Genomic DNA, 26,053 nt, shown 5'->3' with positions numbered 1-26,053 from the left:
CTCTTTGGAAATTTTGAACGCTTCAAAGTATGTTCTATCTGAAAGCGATATCACATGACCGTTGATAACGGGCTGACACAATATACTGGGATCTATGTGAGTTCCGTCCTCCAGCTCAATCCAACAGTGAGGGCAGACGATTGCACGATAGTCTTTATTTCGACTATTCGATCTGTACCCGCTTGTTGAAATTGCACCGTAAACAAAAGATCGGAATGAAGGAAAAACCAATCTAGCAGCATTCACGTTATCAAAGTGAAGCGGGGTCACCATTACATCAGCGCACAATGAATAGGTAACCCCTTCCACATCTTTTACTGGGACTTCTTGTAAGTATTGCTTCTTCAACCCCGTACCGGATTCAATGCGTTCAAGTAAGTCACTGTGTCCTACATTAACAGGTTCCATCTAAGCCCTTTTTCATCACCAACAGGAAAACACTGCAATTATAACGAATTTTAAATACCGGCGCTTGATCACCAGAATTAATTATGACTGACAGACATATTTGGAAACGCTATAGTTTGAAGTTCAACATTTTTCGTGCATAATGATTTTTAACTCATAGCTATTCGCTATTGCAGTTTTTGCCATGTACAACCCTATAATCAATCCTTGTCGAATTGTGGAGATTTGCATCAGGGTCTGGGATTTCTATGTGGCCATCATTTATTCTCTAATGAAGTGAAAATCATGACATCCAAATGTATTTATTTACAAGGACAGTATGAAGCCGTCGGAACAACTCGCCGCCGTGGTGATTGTGTAGAGGCTGAGTTCTTGAAAATTGAAGAACAGACCTTATCCAATGTGCTAATCAGTTATGAAGCATTCAATTTATTAGAGTTAGGCGAAAACATTGAAGTAACTTACTTTACAGTAGGTAAGAACACATATTTAACCTATGTTCGATTCGATAACGGCAAGATCACTGAAACTCCCAATTTTGCGGGTCGAGAACTGAGCAAGTCAGGTTTTCGATACCTAGGAGTTATGTTCGTACTCTTTATAGCTTGTTCAGTTTTATTCCCAAGGCTTGTCTACCTGGGGGGAAATGCCAATTTGAGTATCCTTGCTTGTATTGGAGCTTCCATAGTCATGCCAATCATAAAAGCAAGCAAAACGGCAATGCGGGTTCGCAACAGCAGAAACTTGTTTCCAGCGTAAAGGAACTTGCAACTATATGGACAAATTAGCGGCACCAGTTATAGCGCCGCTTTTTTATGCATACTTGGTTTTATCTTCTATGAATACTTGAAGTTGCTTAGCTTCTTCTATAGTCAGAGCGTCCGTTAACCCTTCTGTGATCATCTCCCCCAAAGTCCCGGCGACAAACTCAAGAAGTTCTTTGGATGGTACCAGCTCTTTGTGTTCATTTAATACTTGAATAGCCGCTGAAGAGGGTTGAGAACCGATTGTTTCAAACCATTTTAAAAGGTATTGATGAAAATTGTCAGTGAGAGCCGAATTTGAATTAGTCGCTACGAGTTTGATTTTTTGAACCACTCCAACTTGAGATCTCATTAACGCAAATGCTCAATGGTTGACGCTGCAGTAAGAGATTCCTCAGTTGTTTTTCCTTCAACGGCCTTATTAAAGGTGATATATCCACTTTTAAACTTGAATCCTGCAGCAATTGAATCCAAAAATGACGCAACACACGACATCGCTTGTCCTGTTGTGAAATTCAATCTTCCTAATTGCGTTTCAACGTGAGCTTGAATATCAACCTGAATATTATTAGTGGAGAAATCGATCGTGATAACAGTGTTAGAGTCCATGAGTAAAACTTGTTTGACTGAAAGGACATAGCGCCATAATAAACGGTCATGCATAAATTCAAAGTAGTAGGGTACTTCACGACCAAAAGAGTGAATAACGATCCCCTCAATTGCGTGTTTGAACACTGGTGCGTCTGGTTTGTCGTTGAACTTAATAAACTGGTCAATTAACGAATAATTCATAATGTTAAGGAGTTGATTGGCATTTTGACTATGCTTATTTACTTTCTTGGAAAAAGTGCTCTTTGGTAATTCTCGGAATGCAGAATTCATCATCCCATATTCTAATGGAAGGAATCGTTGAAGTAATACGTCGTTTCCAACTGATACAAGTATTTCAAATTGATTATCCACCTCGAGCACAACGTCAACGACAAAGTTATCAAATACATTTTTCGTACCTAATCCATCAGTTTTTATTGCTCTCTGTTCTTTGGCGGTTCCACTTGTTGATGTTAGAAGTTTTTTTGCAAGTTTCTCACCACCAGTGAGTTGTTTTTCGAATTTGATCGCTGTACTGAAGTTATGAATTACAATCCAAGAAACTAAATTGAAGTCTTCTTGGGGCATTTCGTGATTTGATGTCATTGTCATATGAAAAACCTAGCTGTTCTGGACGATATGAAAGAGTATTATTCGAGATGATCGTAGTTTTTAGCGATGCTGAATAGTACCATATTGTGGTACTATTACCACCAGATTAAGAAGCGGATTGAGAAAGTATCCTGCTTCGTATCGCACTTATACCCTCAGTGAATAATGGAAAGGCCTATGCAACTTAAGTACATTGACTACATTGATATTAAATCTCGAGAAACTCAGTCGTTTGGAGATGCGCTTACATTTTTGAACAACGTTATTGGAGAGATCGTTCGGCTTTCGCTGCAACAAGAAGGTAGGTTAAGCGATTATGATCAAGTCAGAAGAATTCTTACCTCACAGCAATTTCATAGTGTGACAAGCAAAGCTGACATTAGCCGGTTTCCGACTATGTACAGGAACGTTTTGAAGCAAGTGCAAAACTTCGATCCATTGTACCTTTCTCATGTGTGCGTTGGGCCGTACTTATTCGAATATATTACCATCAAAGATGCTGACAAGAACGCGGTGTTAATTGAAGGGCTAGGAATTGGTTCCAACCAACCGGGAGATGCAGCTATTCATGAAGCACTAATGAGATATGATGCTGCTGCAAAGTTTTGTACAAATTAACACTCAAAAATTAAACATTCTTTGTACATATTCTATACTACTGTTAAAATAAACATATGTTTTTTTATACAGAGGTTGAGATTTTGGATGCTATCTTTTCACCTGATCATGTGAGGGCAATACGAAATGCGATTGATGAGATTGTATCTATCCGCGTTTCAATTCGTGACACTTTAGCCGGGGACCCGATGCTAGTGACTAAAGCGTTCAAAATTGACCCGATCCATTATGCCGTTCAGTTTCCAAAGATGATCCCTATTGATGACGCCACGCAAAATGAAGCATTGAATAGCTTTAATTTGCAATTGACTGATGTGGATGGAGAGAGAACGCCGAGAAGAACGTTTGGTGTCATTCAAGTGAGCTATGACGGCTATGATAAAGTAAGTGCACTGGCTCTAGAACATAATCACCTTATCAAAGAACTTAAAAGCTGGTTATCCTCAAAATTTGAAACTAGCTACGCTAGAAGTCGTCATATTCATGCGGCTTACCCAAATATCATCATTGCAACGTTATACAGAACAATTAAGGTTGCCCCAGAAAGCGTCTACAACATTGCTTATGATTGGAACAATAACCAACGTGTACCGAAGCGAATTGAATTCGATGAGATCCAATCAATAATCGATAGTTATGGTGATCAGAACCTAGATGAACAAAGGGATGTTACTGGTCTAGATGTGTCGGGGTTCACCGCGGCTCAAATAGGAAGAGCACCAAAAGGTTATGAATTCGTTCAGCTAAAGAACTCTAAGGTGCATCCACAACAAATATACTACCATACCACCCCAGTGGAAGGTAAAAAGACCTACAGAGGGCGTGAGGGCGTTTATAGAGAGACTTTGAAAGCTAATAACTGTCTTATTGTTCCTCATGGGCCTGGGCATTCAATCAAACACCAAAAATTGACTGATTACGTTCACAAAGACAAAACAGACCTTTCAGCTCACTACAAACCGGTAAGGGAGGGTTTGGGCATTTACTTAAGAAAGAAAGTGAAAAGAAAGGCTAAAAGATGAATCAGGCATTCGGACCCCAGATTAAGCATCACGGTAAACAGCACATTCAATTCAGCGGTACCTTAAATCCGGCTCATCATCCAACATTGACTATTGAAATGACCACCAGCGAGAACCCATGGAAAAAAAATACGACAGTTAAAATGCAATTAGCGCCTGAAACTGAGCTGTTAGATTTGTGCCTCTTCTTGCACCCCAAAAAGAAATTGAGTAAGACTAGCCAATTCCAAACAAAGCGTTCGACAGTAAAACCAAAGGTATTAACAATAAGAGTTGAAGATAACACCTCCAGCTTATTCTTTATTGGATTGATTGATAATACGACCAACCAGAAGTACCACCGAGTCTTGGGAGTGAAGCAGATGCTAACCCTTCGACTTATTGCATTCTCGCGCTTGGCCAAGGTTTACGATTGTTCTGTAGCAGACTTGTACCTCATGCTAGAAACATACATGTAGTGGTAGATCATCAGCAGAGTGATTTTCAATTTCTCTAAAAAGAGATATACTTGAATCAACAAAAGAATCAACTTTGAGTGGTATTTAAGGTGAGTGAGTCAAATAAAGAATTTTTGAACATTGGCAAGTGGGGCAACAATCTTGCAATACGTTTCGGGAAAGAGTTTTGTCTACGATACAACATTACAAAAGGTAACACTGTTGAGATCGAGCATATGGCAGATGGCTTCTTTGTACGCCCAGTCACACACAAGCCACAACCTAAAGTATCTTTGTTAGATATTAAATATGATGAAGAGGTTTCAATCGACCCTCAGAATATTGAAACCATTCACCTAGTCAACGACTCAAATCATGGTTATGTACTTAGAATTAGTACAAAAGTGACGAAGATAACAGTTAAAACAGATCAGTTGATCGAACTAGAGTCATCGCTTACTCAATACCACCAGCTACCCGATACTGCAACGATCATGATTTGCTTATCACAGTTACTTGAATCCAAAAAACAGGCAAAAAAAGCATCTGAAGATTACACTAAAATCTTAAATCTTTGGGAGCAATGCGGAATTGTGTGGCGAAAAGATACAAATCCACTCAAGTCGCCGGACTTTCTAAACCGCATGTCGATGCTACGCAGTCAGATGGACTTATTATAGACCTCAGGTTGCCAGAGCTAACCAACTTTGGTAACCTAAATTTCTCAACTTGTTCTTGCCGGATAGAACGCTCTTTTAACAAGAGTTAGCATTATATATTCCGCGTGGGCTATCTATCTGTATCCAATCCTTCAGCTGAGGGTATTTTGGTAAGCGTTGGTTTACCAAAACACCCTCGACTCATTAATTCTATTCTTTATAGACTCTTAATGCTTTCGCATTTAACTGCACTTCAATTCTGATCTGTATGTTGTTTGTGATGTAGTCATAGTGATCTCTTTAGATGATAAAGCGATGACTTAAGTTCACTACACGAAAATTAGAACTAACAATAAATTCAAATATATAACGCACCTTTAAGGGACTAAGCAATCTTCCCTGTAAAGGTAGATCTCCTTAGTTTTGGTGTGATACAAAGTAACGCATTAAAGACTATAACTATAAGGAGATTCTTAAAATGCAAAATGAAAAACTAAGAAAAACAGACGATTCGGCAACCAATCCAGCATCAGATACTGACAAGGCAATACTCAAGATCTACAGTTTTACTTTTGGGATTGGAATTGTAGGCATCTTCGTTGCGGTTTTACTATTTTTGGTCAAACCGGAATTAACCAAACAAACGCTTGCATTAACTGCGATGTTATCAGCTGCTTACTCAACCAGGTATCTACTTCCTACAGTCAATTCAATTAACAAATGGTGGAAATTATTAATTGGCATTAATTGGGCAATAGTAGTGGTTGGCGGCATTATTGGTTTTAAGTATGATTATAACTACTTCGTTGATAACTTCTTGATCGGTGCAATTGGCTTACTGATAGTCGTTATTGGAATTGCCTTTACTGCAAGCTCAGCTGAGAAGAACCCTTTAAATAAGACACAAAAAGTGGTGGCCATATTATCTATAGTTCTGTCTGCATCAGCAGCTGTGTATAGTTTAATCAACCCCATTTTTGGTAAAGATTTTCACCCAGGTTTTTTATCAGAAACAGGCCTAACCTGGCTTGTATTTGTTGCTGTGCTGATTTCAATTTTTGATATGCTAAAGGAATTCAAAACGTATAGAGATAACCAGAAGAATAAGATAAAACTAATGTTATTCTTTTCGATCATTGCTGCGGTCTATGCGATGTTGACTTTCGATGGATGGCAGTAATCCTCCCATTCAATTGATATCAGTACACCACCAGCGATAATTACTTAAACCCTATAGGGCCTTTAGCCCTATAAGGTTAAAGGCTCTTTTTAATAGAGAGCAATAACATGATCGAATTCGACATATCTTCACTAAACCACATCCAAAGCTCTGAGATCACTACCGCGACTACACTAGTTGGTTACCGCGGAGATTATAGTGATTATGCAGATGCTGATGATAGTGTTGCTATTTACGAAACAGCAGCTCATCAAGCTGTCACAACGTTTGATGAAAACAAAATAGCAGTTTACCAAGCCTTTGGTTTTTACCGAATGCTCAAAGAATTACTTGGTAATGATGACTTCACCGTAGGTTTCGTATCAATAACAAAAGATGAGCGATTTTTCCTCTCGTTGGATTTTATCAAAGAGATGCTTTTAAAATTAGGCGACGACATTACTGTTCTACAGTTGGTTAACTTAACCGTCGAACTCTTAGATAACCCTTCTGCAGCAATTGAGCAGAGAATACTTGAAGGGGATATGCTCGAAAACCCGACGAATTACTTCAACCGAACGCCACGCAAGCTCATTCGATATATCGATTGTGACTGCGGAGTGTCGGAAGAAAGAGATAGAAGCAATCACCTGCACAAATTTGAAGAATTTGACTTAATTGAAACTATTACAACCGACCCTGATGGACAAACTGATGATTTCTACGAAGGTGCATTCAAATGTATCTGTGGACGCTACACAGTAAGTCAATCCTACGTTGTATAACAAATAACAAACCACCGAGAGGGTAAGTAACCCTTCTGGGTAAATTGCCCTCTAAATATCCAAAATATAGGGAGCAACAAACATGACAAAACAATCAACCATTCAACCTGCAACCTCATGTGATACAGATCAATTTGTTCATTTTTATGATTCGTCGCTATACGCTTCGTATCTTAAAGCAATGGAATGTTGGGAAACAAAGCGAACTTCAGAAGATATCACTTCTCTCAACTTAGACATTTCAAACAACGGTTTGTATGAAACGTCTGATCTTGTTAATTCAATGCTGAATTTAACTGATTCGAAAAACATTAAAGCCGGTATAGTCTTTGATATAGGTGACAGCCGCCAGGCTTTCATCTCATTAGATTTACTTGTAACTTTGAACAGTGTTCAGCACCCCTATTATTTAGGGATGATCAACGTTGCGATATCCGCAGTGAATGGCGACCAAGAAAGCATTGGTCTATGCGGTGACTATGAACTCGGAAAAGAGTTTTGCGTTTTTTAATAACCAGAAATTTATTGTTCACCCTGTGAACAAGCCCCAAAGGGATACACACTCCCTCTGGGCATTGTGTGTCCCAAAAAAATAAGTGAGCTGCACAATGAAATTCGTTACAGAAAACCACTCAACTCTCCACGCTAAATCAGGAAGTAAGCTACATCACATTACCCATATCCAGCATGATGAGTCCTATGACGCCGCAAAATTGCTGCACTCTAAAGGGCAAATCGCTATTGGTAATGTACCGGGTATACCAAGTCTTGAATTAATTACTAATGCAAACTGCGGAGATAGAGAAATTCAATTAAGTGAGCACACGTGTCCAAACGTACCGAACACTGATTTATTTCTAAGAACGATGGGTAAATATTTCCAAATAGCCTTCGTAACTACTTCAATAGAAGCCGGCGAAGAGCTGGTGAAACCTTTTGACTATGAGCTAATTGGTTACCTTGATTGTACCGAGCGCAAGCTGATGAAGCAGGGCCTTAAACTTTACTTTTGGGCTTTCGGGAAACCGGCAAAAATTTCAACCAAATAATATAACCAAACAACTACCAACAAGGGTACACTCTGCCCTTGATGGCAATGTGTATCCTGCAATATTAAGGACTACACATGAACGACCTAATGAACCTAATCAAACAAGCTGCCACACAGACGCCTGAAGCCTTCTTGGCATCGCTTGAAAAAGAATCTGCTGAGCAATCCAGCAAGCCTCGACATTTGTCTGAAGGAATGCAAGATTTCATCAAGATCACAGTAAGAAAAATTGCTGAAGAAAATGATGATGCTGGAGTGCCTGATTGGCGCATCCGTGAACAATTTGCCGCAAAAATGCGTATGCGTGCTCGCCGCTTATTTAATGCCACATACGGCAGAAATGAGCTGCGTGACCCTGAAGTGAGATCATACATTCGTGAGATTGTTGCTTCTGTTTAAAATACTACTAAACACCATGTCGATTATCGATGTGGTGTTTTTTTTTCTCTGAAATACAGAATAAGTGCGTTCTCCATTGATTCATCTAGTTCTGGTACATTTTTGAAATCATACAAGCAGTTCAGTGAAAGTTGTCTCCAATGTATTTTAAGTTTTACTTGAATACGTGGAAATATCAGCGGGACAACATCAAAAGCATCTGAAATGGCTTTGTAACTTATTTCTTATTTGTGTTACTTTAATTAATAACTCATAACTGTTATTACGGATTTTATGAAGGAAGAATATTTACGTAAACTCGTCTTGCTCACCAAAGTGACAAGTCAACCTGTTTTAGACGCAACTATTGAACACCTTTGCTCTGGTACAACACAGAAATTCTCCGCAGAAAAACACGGCGTTAAGCAAGCAGCTATTGCAAGGCTTACAACTCGTTTGGTTGAACTTGATACGCTTGTCGCAGAAATTTCGGCCATTAAGGAATAACAGTTTGCCGTTATTGATATATAACACGTATGTGTTATTGTTCGATCGGGCACGATAACCAATTTACATAGAAAACTCATGCCCTACGACTTCTATGATGGCGATGATGCTCCTAAGCTCCATGCGGAGTGTTTAGGTGCTGTTGAATGTTCTTATGTTTGTTGATTTTACCGCGGTTGCAACTTAATTGATTACCTATGCCCAGAGTATGGTGGAGAGTGCAACGAACTCAATGAAGACCACTTTTAAACCAATGGTTTTGATAATTTCACGTGCGTTGAGGAACGTAAAACTATCATCATAAGCAATAACTAAAGATATGAAAGGTTGCCGTGTTTATCGTGAAGAGCGCCACGTTGTTGAACTGAAAACCAGATTACGATCGCCGGCGACTGGTAGAAAATCAACCATCAACTAGGGACGCTTAAGGGGAAATTGGCATGAAACCACAGAAAATTGAAAACCTGGAACAACGACTAAATAAATGGCACGAGCAAAGGCGCATATGGCTACTACAAGAACTACCTATGATATTGATCATTGGTATCATCGTGTGTAGTGGCTTCATGTATCTAGGTTCCTTTACGGAGCCTAGTCTAGAATCATCTTGGTTCTTATGGGGTACTATCTTTGGTATTGGTTTTGCGCTCACGCCTTTGAAAATGTCATACCCAAAAATGCCCTCTCAATCTGATGTTGATGCTGACGTAGCATTGCGCAAGGCATTCAATATGGACTCGTCTGTGAACGAATCACAAGATCGAGATTAAGACTAAAATGATGGATATAAAAACTGTTTTTAAAAGATTATTCACTTGTCCTAGGCGCGTTATAGAGAAAGTGCCCAATAGTCATCTAAAACTTATCGTCATTAAGACTGTAGCCCCACTATCGGAAAGGGTCTTTCCTATTGTGCTAAAGAAATAAAGGGAAAAACGTTGAAAATTTTTATCATTGCTGCCGCGATTGTGATTGCGGCCCTTATAGTTGGCAACAGCATTCAACAGGCATCATTACCTGATGTTGTGAAGATTGCGCAAAGTGAACAAAAGGCAGAACAAGCGATACTGGCCCAACAAAAAGAAGAACTCAGAGTACGTGAAGCATCTGTTATGGTTGATAAATTCTATAGTGACGTATTTGAACGCATACCAAGTTCGGTCTATAGCGAATTGGAAGGTAGAGACAAGTTGATTTTCGCTGCAGGCTTTCTTTTCAATGGGTATTTCATGACTAGTCTCCTAGCAATTCTCGGTGTTATAGGAGCAATGTTCTTTTGTCGGTCAGAACAGGTACCCCTTAAAAGATTACTAAAGATTAGGGCTATTCCTATCGTGATGTTGACCATCCTGTTCATTGGCCTAATGTCTATGTCCATTTCTTATTCATTGGGATCATTTGTTATGGCAATGATTGCTATGTCTTATAAAGTCATAGATCCAGTTATAAGTCTAGGAATGTTAATGATAGGTAGCGTAACCGCAGGGATGATTATCATTCGTGGAACCGCATACAGTTTTGACTTCTTATTAGAGCGGGGCTTCACTGTTCGTGGAAACTCGCATGATTGAGCCACCAGCTCTAAATATTTTCACTATCGCGATAACTAGAGAGCAATAATCGCAATAAAAAAGGGACAAGTACAACCATGAAGCAGACCGAAGAACTAGAAATGTCAGTGCAATCGGGTGAGTTTATTCATACAATTGCGAATAGGTTATGTGATGGGGAGATTAAGATTTCAGGTGTGAATCAAACTCGACAAAAACTCATTATGGAATTGAGCGAGCTACTGCGCCGCAAGGGAGTTCAAGATAGTGATGCACCCTTACTTTTGGCTGAAGGCTTTCATGTAACTCAACATCCACGCTCAAGTTGGATTAATCTAGCAGGTCATTTGCTTGATGCTCCTGAAGATCAATTAGTGGTAGACATATTTAGAAAGTTGCCTGATAAGCCCGTTCAAGTTGATGAACTACTTGATCTATTTGATGATGAACCCAGTAAGTCGCACACCTCAATTTTTGAGTATATAGCGTTAGCTCTCTTTGTAATTTTAATGTTCTTTTTCTTTTACGGTGAACCTGATGTATGGGACTCGCTTCGAACCTACTTCACTAACCTTTAAGGTGAGTTTATGAAGAAACCACATATTATTGCATTTGTCATTTTAACAGTATTAGCCTACACGATATTGAGCAGTGGAGGTTGGATGAATGGAAAGCTAGCAGCGTATAGCCTCTATGCTAATGCGCTTGCAAGTGTAGTTATTGCTGCAGTTAACACTTACGTGTTCCGCAACGTTATAAACACTCAAAGCAAGTAGATAAATTATGATAACCAAATTAATTAAAAAAAAATTTAACTCAGTAATAGCTTTAATTGTAACTATGGTCATTTCTTTTATTTCAGGGGTATGCTTCTTTGCATTTATCCCCGGGCTCTTTACAGACAATTACGCCTGGTACGCACTTTCAATCACCTCACTTATACTTTATGCCTATATTAAAGTTGATAGCTACAAGTTATTTGCTAGGTTCGAACGAGTACAGGATTGGTCAGACAGCAGAAATGCAAAGTCGAGACTTAAAGCGCTGGAGACTAAATCAGGTAATAACGTAAAATTTGGTTGGTCTGTATTATTCATAGCATCCGTTTTATCTAGTATTGCGTTGCTAGTTTTTTCGCCTGCATTTCTTTTGATTGATTCGAATACCGGGTTAAGCGAGGAACAATTGCTCTATAACGAATTGTTTAATCTATCTGTGAAAAGTGGTTCAATTCTTGGGGGCCTGATAGCTGTATTCTTCATATTGTTTATTGTTATGTCAAATCCTTCTGTGACAACACCCAGCTGGATGAAAACCGAAGTTTAACTGTAAATTCAAACAATTAGACCAAGTTCATTGCAACACGACTGAGAAGACTTAGTACTCCTCCATATGTTAATGGAGGGAAACAGCACGAGCAAAGTTCCAAATGGATACCCGAACAAGATTAAGCGGTTGAGTCATCGGTATTGGGGATTCAATACCTCTCAGTTCTCAGTTCTCAGTTCTCAGTTCTCAGTTCTCAGTGGGATGTTGAATTAAAGGTAACCCAGATCGGCAAGCGCTGCAGAGCTGTGAGTTGTATTCAGTCGATATACTAGGCCCTAGATAAATATTAATGGGCTGAGAATACTATGAATCCTAATTTACCAACCATTGTTATCGCTTGCTCAGAGCTTAAAGAACAAGCCAGTTCACGTGCTATTGACCTATATACAGAGGGGTTGTCTGGTCAAGTACGAGCACATGCAAAACGCTTAGGCATTAATGATGTATTAACAGAAATCAATGTAATCACTCTTTCAGCAAAGCATGGATTCATTGAAGGTTCAGAAGTAATTGCTCCTTACAATCTAATGATGTCAGATCATGCGGACATTTCAGACTTTGTTGATTCTATCTCACACACATCAAGTAAGCTAAATAAACTTAATAAGGACCAGCCCTTATTAGTATGCCTACCAAATGACTACTTAGATGTATGGGATCTCTGCATCGAACGTGGAGATATAAACGCTAGAAAACTTCCATCTGAGATTTATGTCTCTCGTGGTCATGTTGGGATACTCCAATTGAAGTCAAGGCTAAAGAAAGGCTTGGCTGCTTTATTAGAGCACTCAAATGATCCGATATACTTCCGATCTGGAGTGGCGAGTGAAGCTGAGGTGGGGTATTTAGACGCAGGGCAGGCCGTAGGCACTTCGCTAGCACATTGCAATAACCGAAAACTGAAAAAACTGAAAAAAGAACTACTCAAAGGCGCCGAAACACAGAAGATATTTTGGGACAATGGCCTCATTACCATGATGAATAAAAATATGCCAATGGATACTAACTGGGTGTTTGACCAATACTACAAGTTAATCAATGAGGCAGGGGCTCACAGCTCCAATATCAGCATTGTAATACCTGATGCACCGCAATGTGAAAATGACGCTCTAAAGATTATTGACAGGCATTCAGAAGACATTTTATGGCTATTATCACGGTGCAAAGTTATTCTCCCAGTTCACAACTATGAAAATCCAGTCAAGTTCGCTAAACAGGCCTTATCGATTCTCAATAATCCGACGAAGCTGACACTTGGTGCACCTTGCTTAGAAAAGCCCGGCCTCGATCTCTTACTCCCATTAGATAAAGTCGAACTTTTACTACAATCGAAAAACGAAGAGCAACCATTGTTCTCAGCAATACATTACTTCGCTATGAGTGATGCAACCGCACCGCGTAAACTCAAACCGCGTTTGCTTTTAGCAAAAATGTATCTAGGCGAGCACACATCCTCGATCACTCTCGATGCATGCCGCACTACCGCAATGTTTGGTACCGGAAGAAAAGGCACTCAACTTCAAGAAAGGATCATCAATAAATCAAACTTTAACTTACTCGAAATGTCTCCCGGGTGTGTTGTTGGAGACCGAAATATCGAAGAATTCTATGAAAGTATAAAGTACGAAGACAATTCTCTTATGGAGGACTTCTGGATGCTACTGAACGATGAAGAGAACACTGAAGATGTGGCAAAGTGGTTTGATATTTACAACCTCATAATGGAAGAGGACAGCCAATTAACTTTAGAATTCGACGAACAGGACGTTGCTGGGTCCATCGATGTTGCGAAGCAAATGACGAATATAATCAGTGTAGATCGCAAGCTATTCGATTTCTGGAAAAACTTCAAGTCTGGTGAGCGAGTTCAGAATAAGCGTCTGACAGCTAGCGCAGGGCGTCGAGAAGCGATCCGACAAATGTTCACTTCTCAAAAACACATTAAGAGAGCCGCTTAACATTGACCAATTATGAACTCACCTCATGAAAAGGGCCGATATCTCGGCCTTTCACTTTCCACGATTTTGAACTGTTAGTCAGTTCAGATGGCATTGAAGATCCCTACTTCATTAGTTACACCGAGAGTTGCATTAAACATTGATAGCTTCCCTGGAGTAATAGGGAGCCCCTTAATGTTGTAAGACGAAACTATTGGGTTGGTATCGCTATCATGCCCGTCAAGAAAACTAACTTCAAACGTTGCTAAAACTCGGTCTGTTCCAACCTCCTCACGAAGAACAACAACGCTCGGACAATGTTTGTCACAGTTGTCAAACATAACCTTATAAGGCAACTGGTCGTAGTTAACAGTCAATGTTGAAGAACCTTGGAAATAGGCATCGTTAGAGTGCTTGAAGACAAACGTACCTATTTTATTTTGAGGAGATTCGATTGTATTTTTTCCAGCCATTGGAAGGGGCGGTGCTATTGGCGTTGGCTTTGGAGCGCATCCTGTAATAGCTAATGAGAACGCAATTGTGCCAAATAGTTTTTGGGTAACTGAAAGCATGGATATACCTTGAGATTCTTAAGACCAACAGCTAGCGGTTGGTATGAATAATAGATTTGGAGTTTTATAAGTATTACACAGACTCCAAATATAAACCATTGGGTCATCTACCCAGATCACCATTTAAATAACCAACTCACACTTACTACTTATCGAGTGATAACGTTATTCGTACCTATTTAGATCGTAACTATCTGCAAGATACATTGGTAACTCAAGTAATACACTAATTGCAATCAACAACAAAATAGTACTTAAAATGAACCCAACAGTAGAGCAGCATGACATAAAGATGGCCGGGATCTTACGCAAAAACCTGATAGTGAGAAGCTTCGCCGGAACAGGTAAAACTTGGACGACAAAGCTACTGATCGAGAGTATTTGCTCGGCTGACACTCCAGTGTTGTATATTACGTTTGCTGTATCTAACGTCGATGAGGCATTGGAAAAGATGGGCCATATCGATGGACTAAAAGTAACCAATATTCATAAACTAGCATTTGATGCAGTAGGTTCAAGGTACAAAGATAAACTTGGTGATATGAACCTTAGAAGGTACAAAGAACTGCTTGGGTCTCACTCATTCGATTTACCGAAGTCCGTCCAGAAATCAATAGCTAATTATATTGTTTCTGACGACAAAGACCTATCTATGAAGCACGTGCCAACGCATAAAACCTACAAATATAAGCAAGTGGCGATCAGAAGGGATTTGGTTGAGCTTAGCTTTAAAATGGCACGGAAACTCTGGTCTAGGATGATTGATGTAAACGACAGGCTAGTAAAGATTCCACATGATGCTTATCTAAAACTCTACTGCCAAAGGCCTGAAACTATTCAGGAATGGCTTAGTTACTCGTCAGTGATAGTCGATGAGGGACAAGATCAAGCCAAAATAGTTGTTAGTTTGGAAAAAAGGTTTGCGGCGGCAAAAGGCCATTTAGTTAAGGTCGGCGACGACCATCAAAACTTATACCGTTTTAGGGAGTGTTCGAATGGCTTGACGGCCTTTGATAGCAACGATGATTTTGAAAAGCACCAACTGACTCAATCGTTTCGTTTCGGTCAAAGAATTGCAGATGCGGCAAAGTGTGCTTTGAAATTAAAAGGTGCGTCCGAGGATATTAAGGGAACAGCTTCAATAGACTCTCACATAAGACCGTCAGGTTACAAAGTCGATGGGCAACGCGTAGTGCTTCATCGAACAGCGGCAGGCGTCCTGAGAACGGCTATAAGCCTTTACAAACGCCAAATACCAATGGTAGTAATAGGAGGGGTCGCAAAATACTTTACCACTGAACTAGGTTGGTTTGAGAAACTTAAACAAGGTCAAACTACAGGTCTGCCTTGGACATTCATAAACACCTATCCCAACTGGAAAGCGGTTGAACGAATTGAAAAGCAGACTAAAGATCCAGATTTAACCAGAGTGATTAGAGTTCTTAACTTAGCTGAAAGTCTTAAAATTGGTAATCTAGAAAAAACGATTGCACACATTGATGAAGCAAACCGACAAGTAACAGCGCCAATAGCAATACTTTCAACAGTGCACAAATTCAAAGGGCTCGAAAGTCCAAATGTCGTGCTAAGCGATGATTTTATCGAATTTAATAAACTCCAGCAGCTGCAAGGTAGCCAACTTGAAGATGAAGTGAACATTATTTACGTGGCCATAACACGGGCTATATATAATTTGGTCGCGAACGATATGCTGGTGGAACTGCTCACTCGTGGAGGCTTAAGGAAACTCATCACAGGAGAGATTAGTCCTTACGCTTAAATTTGAACTCAAATCGGTAACTTTATGAAACGAACAAAGCACTTGTCACAATCTGAAGTTTCAGAATTAGTAGCGTACTGTCAAGAGTATGCATCCAACTATGGTGTCTTACCTTTGACTGTATCCATTGATAAACTCAGATATGACTTGAATGATATTAGAGAAGCATTGAGAGAGAATAAGACCAAGCTGAGAGCGTCCAAACACTATGCGCTGATAAAGCTCATAGCAAGGATTTAGCGCAACAATTTAACAAGACTATGGACATTTGATCGTAATTATGTATTCTAATTGCGAAATATTCTTGCCTAGTTCAGTGCAAGAACCACCTCAATAAATTATTAAAAACCTTCTGATGCTTTATCAGGATAGCTCAATCTACATATAGAATGGAGTACCGTATGCTTAGTGCAAAGCGCTTTATGTGTCATGGAAAGATTTTCTCAGTTAAAGAACTTGGTGACATACTACCTTTAATGCTTACTCAAACCCGAGCAGACCATGATGCTAAGAAAGTCGACCTTCGAACTGTCAAAGAAAACATAGCTGGTACCTCAGACCCAGTAGATATTTCTGAAATGAATATTGAGCAACGCAACCTAGAATCCGAAATTAATAAGCTTGTCTCTGACTCAAATTCTATACGTACTGTCATCGATTTATACGAGTGTGGTGATTATGGATTTTGCGATGGTTGCGGAATTGAAATTAACCTTGATCGACTCAATGCCTACCCGACGACAACGGAGTGCGTTGATTGCAAGACGATTTCGGAGTTGAAGGAAAAGCAGAAACATCATTAGTACAATGAACTAAAGGCTTTGTGATAAAGCCTTTCTTAATCAAAAGAGTATCTGATTTTTATGCCGAATATTGATGACTTATTAAATTACGGACTTATAGGGGCCGGAGTGTTCCTTGGGTACATGTACTTAACCAGTGGGAAAGCTCAGAAAAAGAAAGGGAATATAAGTGGGGAATTCAAATCGTGCAAATACTTGAACACTCGAACAGAACAGTCTTTTAAACGGGTAATTGTTAACTCTTTACCTCCTCACCTCGAATTGAACTCAAAAGTTAGGTTAGCAGACTTATGTAGACCAGTAGACAACAAGAACTTCACAAGCTTAAACAAGGTAACTTCGAAGCATGTTGACTACGCAGTGGTGGTTAGGGAGACATCACAAATCGTATTTGCGATTGAGTTGGATGACAAATCCCATGGTTCGGCCAGAGCTAAAAAACAGGACAGCGAGAAAAACTACGCTATGGATAGTGCAGGTATACCACTATATCGTGTAAAAACTGGCTCTAATTACCAAAGTGCAATGAACCAAATCCTAAGTCGACACATCTGATAAGTTCAAACATATCGACTTAGAAACTTAATTAGACAGGCTCCTTGAAACCTTCTATGAGAATGCTTTTACAGACACCTAATACCAATGCTGAAGAGTAGTGAATGCCACGTTCAAGTTTTACAGGAGACGACCATTTACGGTCAAGTATAGAGCCAGGTCCAACGCACTTAGTATTTTCTTCATTACCAAATTTGCTGTCACCTCGGCACATAGTTAATCCACCATCACTTGAAACCGCAAACGTTCTATCCCTAACAAGGGAGCCTTCTAGTAATTGGGCTCCTTGAATATAATGAAAGTTGATTGCATTGAATCGCTCTTCATCACAAGTAAATCGGTATCTTTTAAAGCCATTAACAGCCATCACTTGGGTCGATATCAATAACAATCCGACAAGAATAAATGTTCGTTTACCCATCACAATTTGAAGCCCAAGTCGTTAGATATGGATTCAATTACCGTATCTGAAACAGAAACGGCGAGCATTTCTGTGAACGTCCGTTTCTGACTATTGTAATAGACGAATTTACTTGTTTCGTACTCTTCTTTAAGGTCTTGTCTTATCTCATAGGTAGTCTTAATTTCATCCACCAGCCCAAGCTCTTGAGCGTGAGGCCCGACCCACATTAAACCAGTAAAAACGTTGGGATCATCAGAGAGCTTGTCACCACGACCATGGCGGATTATATCCTTAAACTGTTCAAACACTGGTGAAAGCAGTTCCTTTTTGATATGCGATTCTACGTCAGCATCTGCAGCGCTAAATGGGTCGAGGAATACCTTGTGATCACCAATGGAATAGGTTCGTCGCTCAATGTCGAAGCGCTCGAGCACTTTATTCACACCCCAAGACTCAATCTTAACGCCCACGCTTCCTATCATTGATGATCGGTGTGAGTAGATTGGTATGTCTGGGTTTGATGCCAAAGCAAATAGACAGGCTGAAGCACAAAGATCGCCGATGCTCACTACTACCGGTTTCTCGGCCACTAACTTGTTTAGTACTGCGACCATAATCTCTGCTTGAGTTGGACTACCACCCGGAGAATTAGCTTCAATTAATACAGCCTTAACATTCGGGTTTGCAATGATGGAATCGACAGTATCACCGAACTTAATACCGTCCCCGTAGCGAGAGCCTGCACTGATAGCGCCCTTAATTTCTATTACAGCTACATGGTCTTTGTCCTTACCACTATTATCAGCAAATGCAAATTGGTAAGTCTGCCAAGCTACCACACTGAATAACAGCCCCTGAAAAGCGGCTTTTATATAGCCAACACGAGTGTTTCTCTTAATTGCTTTAGTGTTATTACTAACAACATCATTATCATCGGTCATATTTTACCTATGTACTTATTTTGGTTTATTAGTTACTTATTGTAGAACCGGATTAAGCTTGATTATTGAGTTTTTACCCTTATAAAGTTGACTCTACAATTGTTGAAACAAATGAGTTTGCTTGGTCTTACCCGAAATTCAATTAGCTATGATTAATAACATAGATCAGAATCTGGTACTTTCATCATGGCTTAAGTATTGATCATTTATGGATCTAGGGAGATTTATCCATGGTATATTTTTTTCAATATAAATCAAATAGTCATCGCTAACTGAGAAATTAAAACACGGATCACTAGGTATCGATTGACATATATCTTTTTCGATATAACATAAATTACTCCAAGTCATTCATAGAACTTGGCATTTATCTCACTGCAGAACAGCAGACCAACATGACTATTAAAACTAACGAAGACAATGATGGGTCCTTATCATTTCGCTTGTTGCTTGCTAGCCAAGTAAGAAAAGAGATCTTGGATCGTAAATGGTCACAAAAGACAGCGGCCAGCACATTACTAACTACACAATGCAGAATTAGCCATATTCATAATCTGAAAGTCGAACAACTATCAGTGAAAAGTTTATTGAAGATGCTGCAAATACTAGGGCACCAGATCGACCCAAAAATTATCAATGTTGACGGAGACGAAGTGATCCAGGTGAATATCAGCAAGCAACGTAAATAGTACAAGTCAAACAAGACCATGCAAAATGACGATTTTCAAGTCGCATCGCAATCCGGCACTAATAAGTTACCACGGATAGAGATATTTCTCGGAGTGCTCCAGAAAGAATGGTCGTAGACGCACAGTTAAGTATTCTAACGTCAGATGCTTAACGAACTATTTTTACCAATTCAAAACGAACCATAGTACGGAAAAGTAATATTGATGATTAAGTTAAATCAAATCCTAGTTATATCGACTCTAAGCACTCTTGCCGCTTGCTCGGCCATAAATGATAGAGAAAGGGATCTAGTTAATGAACGGCTCACCATATTGAAAACAGCTTGTGGATCGTGCGAGGTGGTTGCGAGAGATCTTATAGACATGGTTGTTGAAAAGTGTGACGCGAACTATCTTGCTGCTTACGACAACATTACACAAGAAAACCCAATCTTCCTTACCGTCCTAGGATTAAATAACATGAACCCTAAAGGTTACAATGCTTATAGAGTGGGTGCTCTTGAGACGATTGATTGTGATGATGGGAATTCGTGGGCAAATAAGATGTCTGCCTACTTGTCAACTAATGACTTTACCAACTTATATTTTGAAGAGTTGAAAAAGGCCAACTCTACAAGTAACGCAAATGAACAATGAAAGGTGCGGCTCAAGGCCGCATTGGCACAAGAGATTTAAAACCCTAGCTTAGTGTATGGCATGTTAGAGATTGGCAAGTGCAACGGATTTAACCAGAGGAAATTTGTGTGAAGTTTGTCGATTGTTGCGTCACTAAGAGTCATTTGCTTTTCAGCAACGGAATTCAAGTTTGCTGATACCATTTTAGGTAAAACACTCATACGCATCGCCTTAACTACCCCAGTAGTCGCTTCTATACCAACAATTACAAACTGGAAAGGCAAAGAAGCATCATGCTGAACTGAGACATTAGATTTTTTGGTATTGATACATGTGGTTAGAATCAAGTTCACATCTGGGAATCGCAAGTCTACAACTGCTGCTTCGGTACCATTAATCCCGCAAAGGTATGGAAGGTGGTTAATCGCATCAACCTCAGAATCTGACATATCCTCATAAAATACATAAAATACGCCAAGGTTAGGTGTCGAGAAAAAATCAAATGTGGTACAGGCACCGACTTCTGACATTGTTAGTTGCTTTAGAGCTTCCCAATTTGGCAAGGTTGAACCTACACAAATTGCATTCATGCTTAATTGTTCAGCTACAGATGTTGTCGACATAACTATCGTTCCTTTATAATGAATAATATCTCCATCCATCATAAAGATTTTAAACTCCAAACAAGTGATCACCATGTGACACATTCGTTAGGCAGATCACTAGATTCATCTGACAGACAGTTTTAGGGAGTACGCGTTGAGTATCATCGTTAGAAGCCTATTTCAAGGCAAGGTATCACTGATCGGAGACGACAGGATAATTAATGGTCCGGGTCTAAATGCGGGTAAGAATTTGGCCAGAGCTTTACCGGGAGGTCAGGTCGCTTACCATGAGTTTGGAGGCGTGATGGACCATACAGAGCCCGTACCATCAGCTAAAAAGGTAAAACTCGTGTTCCTTGTTGGTTTTCAATGGGAGTTAACGGAAAAAGCAACAAACATCCCTCCCAACTCTTTTACGGTTGGCTATTTGTTTAATGAAAAATTGTATGTATCTATTAAGGATAATAAACCGCTTTTCTGGGCGATATAAATCGACATCCAATCACCTTAAGAATCAACATTTGTTGACTCGTTTTATGATGGTAAGTGACTAAGTTGAGGATTACATGGTTGAACTTGCGACTACACTATTATTGGAAGGCATATTCTATCTAAATGAAAGTACATTAGTCTTGGTAGTGACGGTGGTCGGTTTAGGGATATATACCTTCAGAGGAAACGGGTATACCAAACCTAAACAAGATCACATTGAGCTAAATGAATTACTAACTAAGAATAAGATGGCTATGGAAAGGTCAAGAAGAGAAGGTGCGGGGGAAGTTAGAACTAGTGTCGTCTGCCATAAAGGTCGAATAGTTGATGGTGATGCGGACCTCGTAATAGTCGCCTCAACACTGAATGGAAGGGTGCCTGATACATCTAAAGCACACTCTGAATCTAGTCAAGCAGCTGATTCTACAGGCGATACAAGTTCAGCATCGGACTCTGGCTGCGGAGGAGGAGAATAGGTTATTTTGATCACTCAACCATCTATTAAGTTTGACACTACTCAAGATTTAAATTAAATTTTATCTTGTTCCTGCCGAGTGGAACGGCTATCACAGAGTTAAGAGTGATAGTTTCAAATTTTATTTGTATCTCGCGTGGGCTCTCTAGGTCTACCTTTTAAATCGAAATAACAAAGCATTTTTTCTAGAGTTCTTTCTTATTTCACCCCCATCTCTTTCCTATTATCTAGAACGCACTATGTTGCTTCTTATAGGTCACAAACCTTTCTACTTTAACTCTATGTTGTTAATTGGAATTGTTTGAACGGTTGTACTCATTGAAAAATGTTTACTCGCAAACCCGTTGGATGAAAATTTTGCATTAACTGAAAAAAACAACCAACCAACCACGAGGTATCACTTTTACCTCCTGGTACTTGTGTGCCTCTTTTTATTAGGAGCTACACATGACTACACAAAATATCGATCTAAACGTTCTTACTGCAAACCTCGAGACAAACCAAATTGTCTTCTCTGCGTTTGCAAATTTAGATGCCCTAGAACATATCGAACAGAATTTTCATGACTCTGTTTTTGCTCTAGAAGCTTTCGCTAAGAACCACCCCAATGCACTATTGAAAGTTCGCAATCTTGCAAACCGCTTCAATATTCCATACGGGATTTTAGACATTTAACCCTAAACCCCTTCAATGCAAAAGTTTGAAGATTTCAACTCAGGATTTGATTGTTATTTAAGCCTTACATTCAAACTTCTACTTAAACCCAAAATCTACCATGAGGTAACACTAAACCTCACGGTTCTTGTGTGCCTTTAATATTTACTATTAGGAGCTTCACAATGATTAAACAAAACGCATACTACGCAATTAAAAAAGCTATTCGCCACCTAAATTGGACAACTGAAGATTTAATTGGCATTGGCTTTAACAAACAAGAAGGTACGGTTTCAGAACGAATTCGCTATAGTCGTTTTCTTGCAGCCAAATACAACCTATAAGCTTTACATAACACTAAACTAGATGTCTTTTAGCCATCTCATAAACAACAACTGACCTCGAGGTTACACTTAACCTCACGGTTCATGTGTGCCTCCAATATTTTTATTCGGAGTTACATATGCACATAAACACAAATAACGAACTTAAAGAAGTTTCGTTCAACCCTGATCACGTATTTACTAAATCAAATACACTTAAGTTCCTTTCTAGCGAACCTAAAGGTCAGTGGCACAACAAAGTATGGCACCCAGAAGTGCACACTGTCTCTCAAGAACAATTTGTTTACGAGAATAGTTTTGTCTTTGTTGATGACTGGTTTGTAGTTCCGACAAAGGTCCTTTTTGATCAGCTAGGTTATAGCTTCAAAGAAGACAAAGCGTCTACTTCAAACAAGCGTCATATCGATTTCATCCAACTAGATTTGATGAAATAATTACCGAAAAAACTTCAATCAGTTGATAAGCTTTTGCTTATCACTGGTTGGGTTTAAGTAAGCGTATTGCATAATGCTTTTACTTTAGCCCAGCACTTTTAGCTGCATAATCGCGCAAAATTCCATTTCCTTTTATCTTTTGATTTACTGTTAGCTTGTATCATCACGTAGTTGTGATGCCCAGATAGCGCAGCGTGCTCTCTCAACATGAGGAAAAACCGAGAAAACCAATTAAAAACCTAACCAATCGAGCAGGATTAGTACATCCTCTTCGGTGTTCTATCTTTGCTTCAAACAAAAGTGAGTGATAGTTCATGAATGAAAATTCAATACACCTAAAACCATACCCTCAAACTCTATCTTGGTCAGACATTGAAACTGGAGGCCTAAATGGAATTCAAATTCTTAAAGACGGGACAAGAGTAAACGGGGCAGACTATTATCCAATTTTAGAAGTTGCTTTTACGATTCCTAAAATAAACGATGATGGCACAATGCAATTGACTGACATCCCTACATTAAACGTAGGTATCAAGATGACTCAGCAACGCTACGACCGCATGGATTCCTGGCCTCTCAAGCAACATACAGAAAGTGGTTTATTAGCTAGATTAGAAACCGGAGACGGATTCGATTTTCTTGCTAAAGATACCGCCGAAGCTGAAACGAAGATCATACATTGGCTTGAAAGTCATGGGATTAATCTTTATGACAGCAAAAGCGGTGAAGGATCAATTTTGTGTGGTAATAACGTAGGGTTCGATTTGTCATTTTTTGATTGTCAAATGCCAACTCTTGCAAAATATTTCCATTACCGAAAAGGTGACGTGTCAGCTTTAAATATCTTTTCACGATCGCCACTTTGGAAACATACTGGACTTAAAGGTATTGATAAAAGCGGAAAACACACTGCACTTGCCGATATCACCGAGAGCGCATTGGAAATGAACGCATACACTGAAGCAATGAATGAATTACTTTGGTATAAGCAACAAGCAATTGCTGCTGGCATCAAGTTTCCAGGCATTGAAAACATTTAATTTTACCAACTAACCACAACCCTCGAGGGCTATTACCCTCGCGGTGTAGCTCTCTATCAAAACCCTTAAAGGAGCTACAATATGGGCGTACAACTTTCCCCACTTTCAAAATACTTTGAAGAAGTAAAACAACCAACTTCATCGACCATTGAGACTGTCGATATTTCGAACTTTACTATGGCCAATGATGTTGTCGATAAATATATGCCAGGATGGTCTTTTGAACTTCCCGACTATGATGACCCAACCGTTCACTATCTTGTTGGAATTTCAGGAGGGGTCGACAGCAGTGCCTTAGCGGCAGCGTTAGCGGCAAAGCACCAAGTTGCAATCAGAGACCGTCGTATGACATTTCTCTTTACAGATACAGGTAACGAACCCAAGTCTTGTGAAGATATTCTGGATCGACTAGAAGAACTGTTTGGTATTGAAGTGGTTCGTTTAAATGAAGAAACTTTAGCTGGAGTAATAGAGGAGAACGGTGGGTTTCTTCCTTCGGCACGTAGCCGTTGGTGTACAAAGCGCTTAAAAATTGACCCATGGGAGAAGTTTTTGAAAGAACAATTTCTCTCAAAAGGTAAGCGAATCATTGGCTTCTCCGGTGTTCGTTATGATGAGCGTGAACGTGCCGGTGTATTCGGTGTCGAGGGCGTAACTTCATCATTTCCATTTGTAGACCAACGAGTAGAAAGAGCGGCAGTTTGTTCTGTTGCCTCGATTCTCGGGCTTATGAATGCCGCGTACCTTCAAGGGAGAAGTCGCAGTGGTTGCCAATGGTGTTTTTTCATGTCAAAACAGGAACTTGTATCACTAAATGTATGGAGTCCAAAGTCGTTTGAAGAGGGCATGAGTAAGGAGAAAGTTGCTGACCATGTACTTGAACGACTTACTTCGGATCGACTTAAAACACCGGCTCGTGGATACTACGCGCAATTTCCATTCAGTAAGCTGATCACATCTGGCAAATCTTCATTCTTGCAGACTGATGTGTTCGGAAACGAAAACAGAATGGATAAAGTTGGGACTGTTAATTGGGACTTTAGAAAAACTGATAAAGCTCCAATGAAAAAGAGAAAAGCTAAAGCAATACATGAAGACCAAATAGACATGTTTGCAGCAGCATTAACAGTTCCTGAGTCTGGTACTGATGATGGTAAGGTTGAAAAACCTGACGAATCAGAAATCTTCGAAGAAGAAGTAACTCTGTATGTAGGCGTTGAGTGTTACAAGCATGAAACCCTAAGTATGTTCGATAATAGCTACAATGGAGTGTGGGACCAACGGTTGGTCACATTTAGTCGTACTCTTGGTGGCTTGTCTCGAAGTCTTTCAGGTTACCATTACCACCGTCAAATGGCTTCTCGTTCTAACTTTCACGATGAAGATGATTATAACAATCAATCACATTTGAGCGTTCTTGCGATCAAATTCCCGTCAGGGGTAATTCCTCGAATTGCTTATGGTAAAGATACATACACCTGGGCAAGTGGTCGATCGTGGGCTGAAGTTTCACATACTATTCGAGCAATCGAACGTGCATGCGAATACGCAGTTCATTATAAGGTAATTGAACAAGGCAAAAAGGGGCGAATTCGTGAAGATGCTGAGTATTTTCTTGAGAAATACGCTGAAGACGGATGCCCAGACCTTGGCAATATCGTCGGCATTGGTCACTATTTGCCAAAACCGATTAGCGAATCATTTTACGATTCTTATGACGAGGACATCAGCACTGTAAGATGTGCGATATGCTCCATTTAACTTAAACTTAATCAACCAACCCACATGGGCTACCTTAGCCCATGGCTACTTGTAGCCCTATAGATAGAAATTAGGAGCTACAA

General features: G+C 39.7%; 35 protein-coding genes. 29 read left to right on the top strand and 6 right to left on the bottom strand.

All coding sequences use genetic code 11. From position 1 onward, the window contains the following. The first annotated feature begins 693 nt into the window (after window positions 1-693). Window positions 694-1,167 (top strand): hypothetical protein, encoded by a 474-nt coding sequence (locus OH460_RS08370; protein WP_269996553.1) that lies wholly within the window; start codon window positions 694-696, stop codon window positions 1,165-1,167. Between the two features lie 54 nt (window positions 1,168-1,221). Here OH460_RS08370 and OH460_RS08365 read toward each other — a convergent pair whose 3' ends face one another. Together OH460_RS08365 and OH460_RS08360 are read right to left on the bottom strand one after the other, a co-directional pair. After that, entirely contained in the window at window positions 1,222-1,524 is a 303-nt protein-coding gene (locus OH460_RS08365; protein WP_269996552.1) for a hypothetical protein, read from the bottom strand. Then, window positions 1,524-2,375, bottom strand: a complete 852-nt coding sequence (locus tag OH460_RS08360; RefSeq protein WP_269996551.1) for a hypothetical protein — start codon at window positions 2,373-2,375, stop codon at window positions 1,524-1,526. The genes OH460_RS08365 and OH460_RS08360 overlap by 1 nt, the downstream gene beginning before the upstream one ends. Window positions 2,376-2,552: 177 nt before the next feature. Here OH460_RS08360 and OH460_RS08355 point away from each other — a divergent pair, with 177 nt between their 5' ends. From OH460_RS08355 to OH460_RS08280, 16 genes are all read left to right on the top strand, one after another. Further along, the gene (locus OH460_RS08355) at window positions 2,553-2,993 is read left to right on the top strand and encodes a hypothetical protein (RefSeq protein WP_269996550.1); all 441 of its coding nucleotides are present in this window, start codon (window positions 2,553-2,555) and stop codon (window positions 2,991-2,993) included. Between the two features lie 83 nt (window positions 2,994-3,076). Then, on the top strand, window positions 3,077-4,015 hold the full coding sequence (locus OH460_RS08350; protein WP_269996549.1) for a DNA replication terminus site-binding protein: 939 nt from the start codon (window positions 3,077-3,079) through the stop codon (window positions 4,013-4,015). After that, a complete protein-coding gene (locus OH460_RS08345; RefSeq protein ID WP_269996548.1) occupies window positions 4,012-4,473 on the top strand; it encodes a hypothetical protein in 462 nt (153 codons plus the stop codon). The genes OH460_RS08350 and OH460_RS08345 overlap by 4 nt, the downstream gene beginning before the upstream one ends. A gap of 89 nt (window positions 4,474-4,562) precedes the next feature. Then, on the top strand, window positions 4,563-5,132 hold the full coding sequence (locus OH460_RS08340) for an AbrB/MazE/SpoVT family DNA-binding domain-containing protein (protein ID WP_269996547.1): 570 nt from the start codon (window positions 4,563-4,565) through the stop codon (window positions 5,130-5,132). A gap of 457 nt (window positions 5,133-5,589) precedes the next feature. After that, entirely contained in the window at window positions 5,590-6,291 is a 702-nt protein-coding gene (locus tag OH460_RS08335) for a hypothetical protein (RefSeq protein WP_269996546.1), read from the top strand. A gap of 107 nt (window positions 6,292-6,398) precedes the next feature. After that, the gene (locus OH460_RS08330; RefSeq protein ID WP_269996545.1) at window positions 6,399-7,055 is read left to right on the top strand and encodes a hypothetical protein; all 657 of its coding nucleotides are present in this window, start codon (window positions 6,399-6,401) and stop codon (window positions 7,053-7,055) included. Window positions 7,056-7,137: 82 nt separating this feature from the next. Further along, window positions 7,138-7,566: a hypothetical protein gene (locus tag OH460_RS08325; protein WP_269996544.1), complete on the top strand. Its 429-nt coding sequence runs from the start codon at window positions 7,138-7,140 to the stop codon at window positions 7,564-7,566. A gap of 97 nt (window positions 7,567-7,663) precedes the next feature. Next, a complete protein-coding gene (locus OH460_RS08320; protein WP_269996543.1) occupies window positions 7,664-8,104 on the top strand; it encodes a hypothetical protein in 441 nt (146 codons plus the stop codon). Between the two features lie 77 nt (window positions 8,105-8,181). Next, a complete protein-coding gene (locus tag OH460_RS08315) occupies window positions 8,182-8,505 on the top strand; it encodes a hypothetical protein (RefSeq protein WP_269996542.1) in 324 nt (107 codons plus the stop codon). Window positions 8,506-8,778: 273 nt separating this feature from the next. After that, entirely contained in the window at window positions 8,779-8,991 is a 213-nt protein-coding gene (locus tag OH460_RS08310) for a hypothetical protein (protein WP_269996541.1), read from the top strand. Between the two features lie 440 nt (window positions 8,992-9,431). Next, the gene (locus tag OH460_RS08305; RefSeq protein WP_269996540.1) at window positions 9,432-9,761 is read left to right on the top strand and encodes a hypothetical protein; all 330 of its coding nucleotides are present in this window, start codon (window positions 9,432-9,434) and stop codon (window positions 9,759-9,761) included. Between the two features lie 168 nt (window positions 9,762-9,929). Continuing rightward, complete coding sequence (locus OH460_RS08300; RefSeq protein WP_269996539.1) at window positions 9,930-10,562, top strand: hypothetical protein; 633 nt, start codon at window positions 9,930-9,932, stop codon at window positions 10,560-10,562. A gap of 77 nt (window positions 10,563-10,639) precedes the next feature. Next, window positions 10,640-11,119: a hypothetical protein gene (locus OH460_RS08295; RefSeq protein WP_269996538.1), complete on the top strand. Its 480-nt coding sequence runs from the start codon at window positions 10,640-10,642 to the stop codon at window positions 11,117-11,119. 9 nt (window positions 11,120-11,128) lie between these two features. Then, entirely contained in the window at window positions 11,129-11,317 is a 189-nt protein-coding gene (locus OH460_RS08290) for a hypothetical protein (RefSeq protein ID WP_269996537.1), read from the top strand. Between the two features lie 7 nt (window positions 11,318-11,324). Further along, window positions 11,325-11,867, top strand: a complete 543-nt coding sequence (locus OH460_RS08285) for a hypothetical protein (RefSeq protein WP_269996536.1) — start codon at window positions 11,325-11,327, stop codon at window positions 11,865-11,867. A gap of 308 nt (window positions 11,868-12,175) precedes the next feature. Next, the gene (locus OH460_RS08280; RefSeq protein WP_269996535.1) at window positions 12,176-13,828 is read left to right on the top strand and encodes a DUF6884 domain-containing protein; all 1,653 of its coding nucleotides are present in this window, start codon (window positions 12,176-12,178) and stop codon (window positions 13,826-13,828) included. An 83-nt stretch (window positions 13,829-13,911) separates the two neighbouring features. Here the strand turns inward: OH460_RS08280 and OH460_RS08275 are convergent, their stop codons facing one another. Continuing rightward, a complete protein-coding gene (locus tag OH460_RS08275; RefSeq protein ID WP_269996534.1) occupies window positions 13,912-14,379 on the bottom strand; it encodes a hypothetical protein in 468 nt (155 codons plus the stop codon). A 259-nt stretch (window positions 14,380-14,638) separates the two neighbouring features. Here OH460_RS08275 and OH460_RS08270 point away from each other — a divergent pair, with 259 nt between their 5' ends. From OH460_RS08270 to OH460_RS27425, 3 genes are all read left to right on the top strand, one after another. After that, the gene (locus OH460_RS08270) at window positions 14,639-16,159 is read left to right on the top strand and encodes a UvrD-helicase domain-containing protein (protein WP_269996533.1); all 1,521 of its coding nucleotides are present in this window, start codon (window positions 14,639-14,641) and stop codon (window positions 16,157-16,159) included. 401 nt (window positions 16,160-16,560) lie between these two features. Beyond that, window positions 16,561-16,962 carry a TraR/DksA C4-type zinc finger protein gene (locus OH460_RS08265; RefSeq protein WP_269996532.1) on the top strand — a complete coding sequence of 134 codons (402 nt, stop codon included), beginning with the start codon at window positions 16,561-16,563 and terminating at the stop codon, window positions 16,960-16,962. 60 nt (window positions 16,963-17,022) lie between these two features. Further along, window positions 17,023-17,517, top strand: coding sequence for a DUF2726 domain-containing protein (locus OH460_RS27425; protein ID WP_443088676.1), 495 nt, complete (start codon window positions 17,023-17,025; stop codon window positions 17,515-17,517). A gap of 31 nt (window positions 17,518-17,548) precedes the next feature. Here OH460_RS27425 and OH460_RS08260 read toward each other — a convergent pair whose 3' ends face one another. Both OH460_RS08260 and OH460_RS08255 read right to left on the bottom strand, forming a co-directional pair. Beyond that, on the bottom strand, window positions 17,549-17,941 hold the full coding sequence (locus tag OH460_RS08260) for a hypothetical protein (RefSeq protein ID WP_269996531.1): 393 nt from the start codon (window positions 17,939-17,941) through the stop codon (window positions 17,549-17,551). After that, entirely contained in the window at window positions 17,938-18,861 is a 924-nt protein-coding gene (locus OH460_RS08255) for a S49 family peptidase (protein ID WP_269996530.1), read from the bottom strand. Before OH460_RS08255 ends, OH460_RS08260 begins: the two co-directional genes overlap by 4 nt. A gap of 395 nt (window positions 18,862-19,256) precedes the next feature. Between OH460_RS08255 and OH460_RS08250 the strand changes: the two genes are divergently transcribed. Both OH460_RS08250 and OH460_RS08245 read left to right on the top strand, forming a co-directional pair. Beyond that, window positions 19,257-19,550, top strand: a complete 294-nt coding sequence (locus OH460_RS08250; RefSeq protein ID WP_269996529.1) for an XRE family transcriptional regulator — start codon at window positions 19,257-19,259, stop codon at window positions 19,548-19,550. A gap of 204 nt (window positions 19,551-19,754) precedes the next feature. Then, window positions 19,755-20,186, top strand: coding sequence for a hypothetical protein (locus OH460_RS08245; RefSeq protein ID WP_269996528.1), 432 nt, complete (start codon window positions 19,755-19,757; stop codon window positions 20,184-20,186). 35 nt (window positions 20,187-20,221) lie between these two features. Here the strand turns inward: OH460_RS08245 and OH460_RS08240 are convergent, their stop codons facing one another. Further along, window positions 20,222-20,788 (bottom strand): hypothetical protein, encoded by a 567-nt coding sequence (locus tag OH460_RS08240; RefSeq protein ID WP_269996527.1) that lies wholly within the window; start codon window positions 20,786-20,788, stop codon window positions 20,222-20,224. A 136-nt stretch (window positions 20,789-20,924) separates the two neighbouring features. Here OH460_RS08240 and OH460_RS08235 point away from each other — a divergent pair, with 136 nt between their 5' ends. The 7 genes from OH460_RS08235 (at window position 20,925) to OH460_RS08205 (ending at window position 25,970) form a co-directional block, all read left to right on the top strand. Continuing rightward, complete coding sequence (locus OH460_RS08235; RefSeq protein WP_269996526.1) at window positions 20,925-21,260, top strand: hypothetical protein; 336 nt, start codon at window positions 20,925-20,927, stop codon at window positions 21,258-21,260. 76 nt (window positions 21,261-21,336) lie between these two features. Beyond that, on the top strand, window positions 21,337-21,738 hold the full coding sequence (locus OH460_RS08230) for a hypothetical protein (RefSeq protein WP_269996524.1): 402 nt from the start codon (window positions 21,337-21,339) through the stop codon (window positions 21,736-21,738). 446 nt (window positions 21,739-22,184) lie between these two features. Beyond that, complete coding sequence (locus OH460_RS08225) at window positions 22,185-22,412, top strand: hypothetical protein (protein ID WP_269996522.1); 228 nt, start codon at window positions 22,185-22,187, stop codon at window positions 22,410-22,412. A gap of 164 nt (window positions 22,413-22,576) precedes the next feature. Continuing rightward, window positions 22,577-22,735, top strand: a complete 159-nt coding sequence (locus OH460_RS08220) for a hypothetical protein (protein ID WP_269996520.1) — start codon at window positions 22,577-22,579, stop codon at window positions 22,733-22,735. A gap of 119 nt (window positions 22,736-22,854) precedes the next feature. Beyond that, window positions 22,855-23,169 carry a hypothetical protein gene (locus OH460_RS08215; protein WP_269996518.1) on the top strand — a complete coding sequence of 105 codons (315 nt, stop codon included), beginning with the start codon at window positions 22,855-22,857 and terminating at the stop codon, window positions 23,167-23,169. 314 nt (window positions 23,170-23,483) lie between these two features. Beyond that, window positions 23,484-24,209: an oligoribonuclease gene (gene orn / locus OH460_RS08210; RefSeq protein ID WP_269996517.1), complete on the top strand. Its 726-nt coding sequence runs from the start codon at window positions 23,484-23,486 to the stop codon at window positions 24,207-24,209. An 81-nt stretch (window positions 24,210-24,290) separates the two neighbouring features. Beyond that, entirely contained in the window at window positions 24,291-25,970 is a 1,680-nt protein-coding gene (locus OH460_RS08205; protein ID WP_269996515.1) for a phosphoadenosine phosphosulfate reductase domain-containing protein, read from the top strand. Window positions 25,971-26,053 lie beyond the last annotated feature (83 nt).

Source organism: Vibrio sp. Makdt, from assembly GCF_027587015.1.
GTDB classification, from domain to species: Bacteria; Pseudomonadota; Gammaproteobacteria; order Enterobacterales; family Vibrionaceae; genus Vibrio; species Vibrio chagasii_B.
This window is presented reverse-complemented; position numbering and strand designations above follow the sequence as displayed.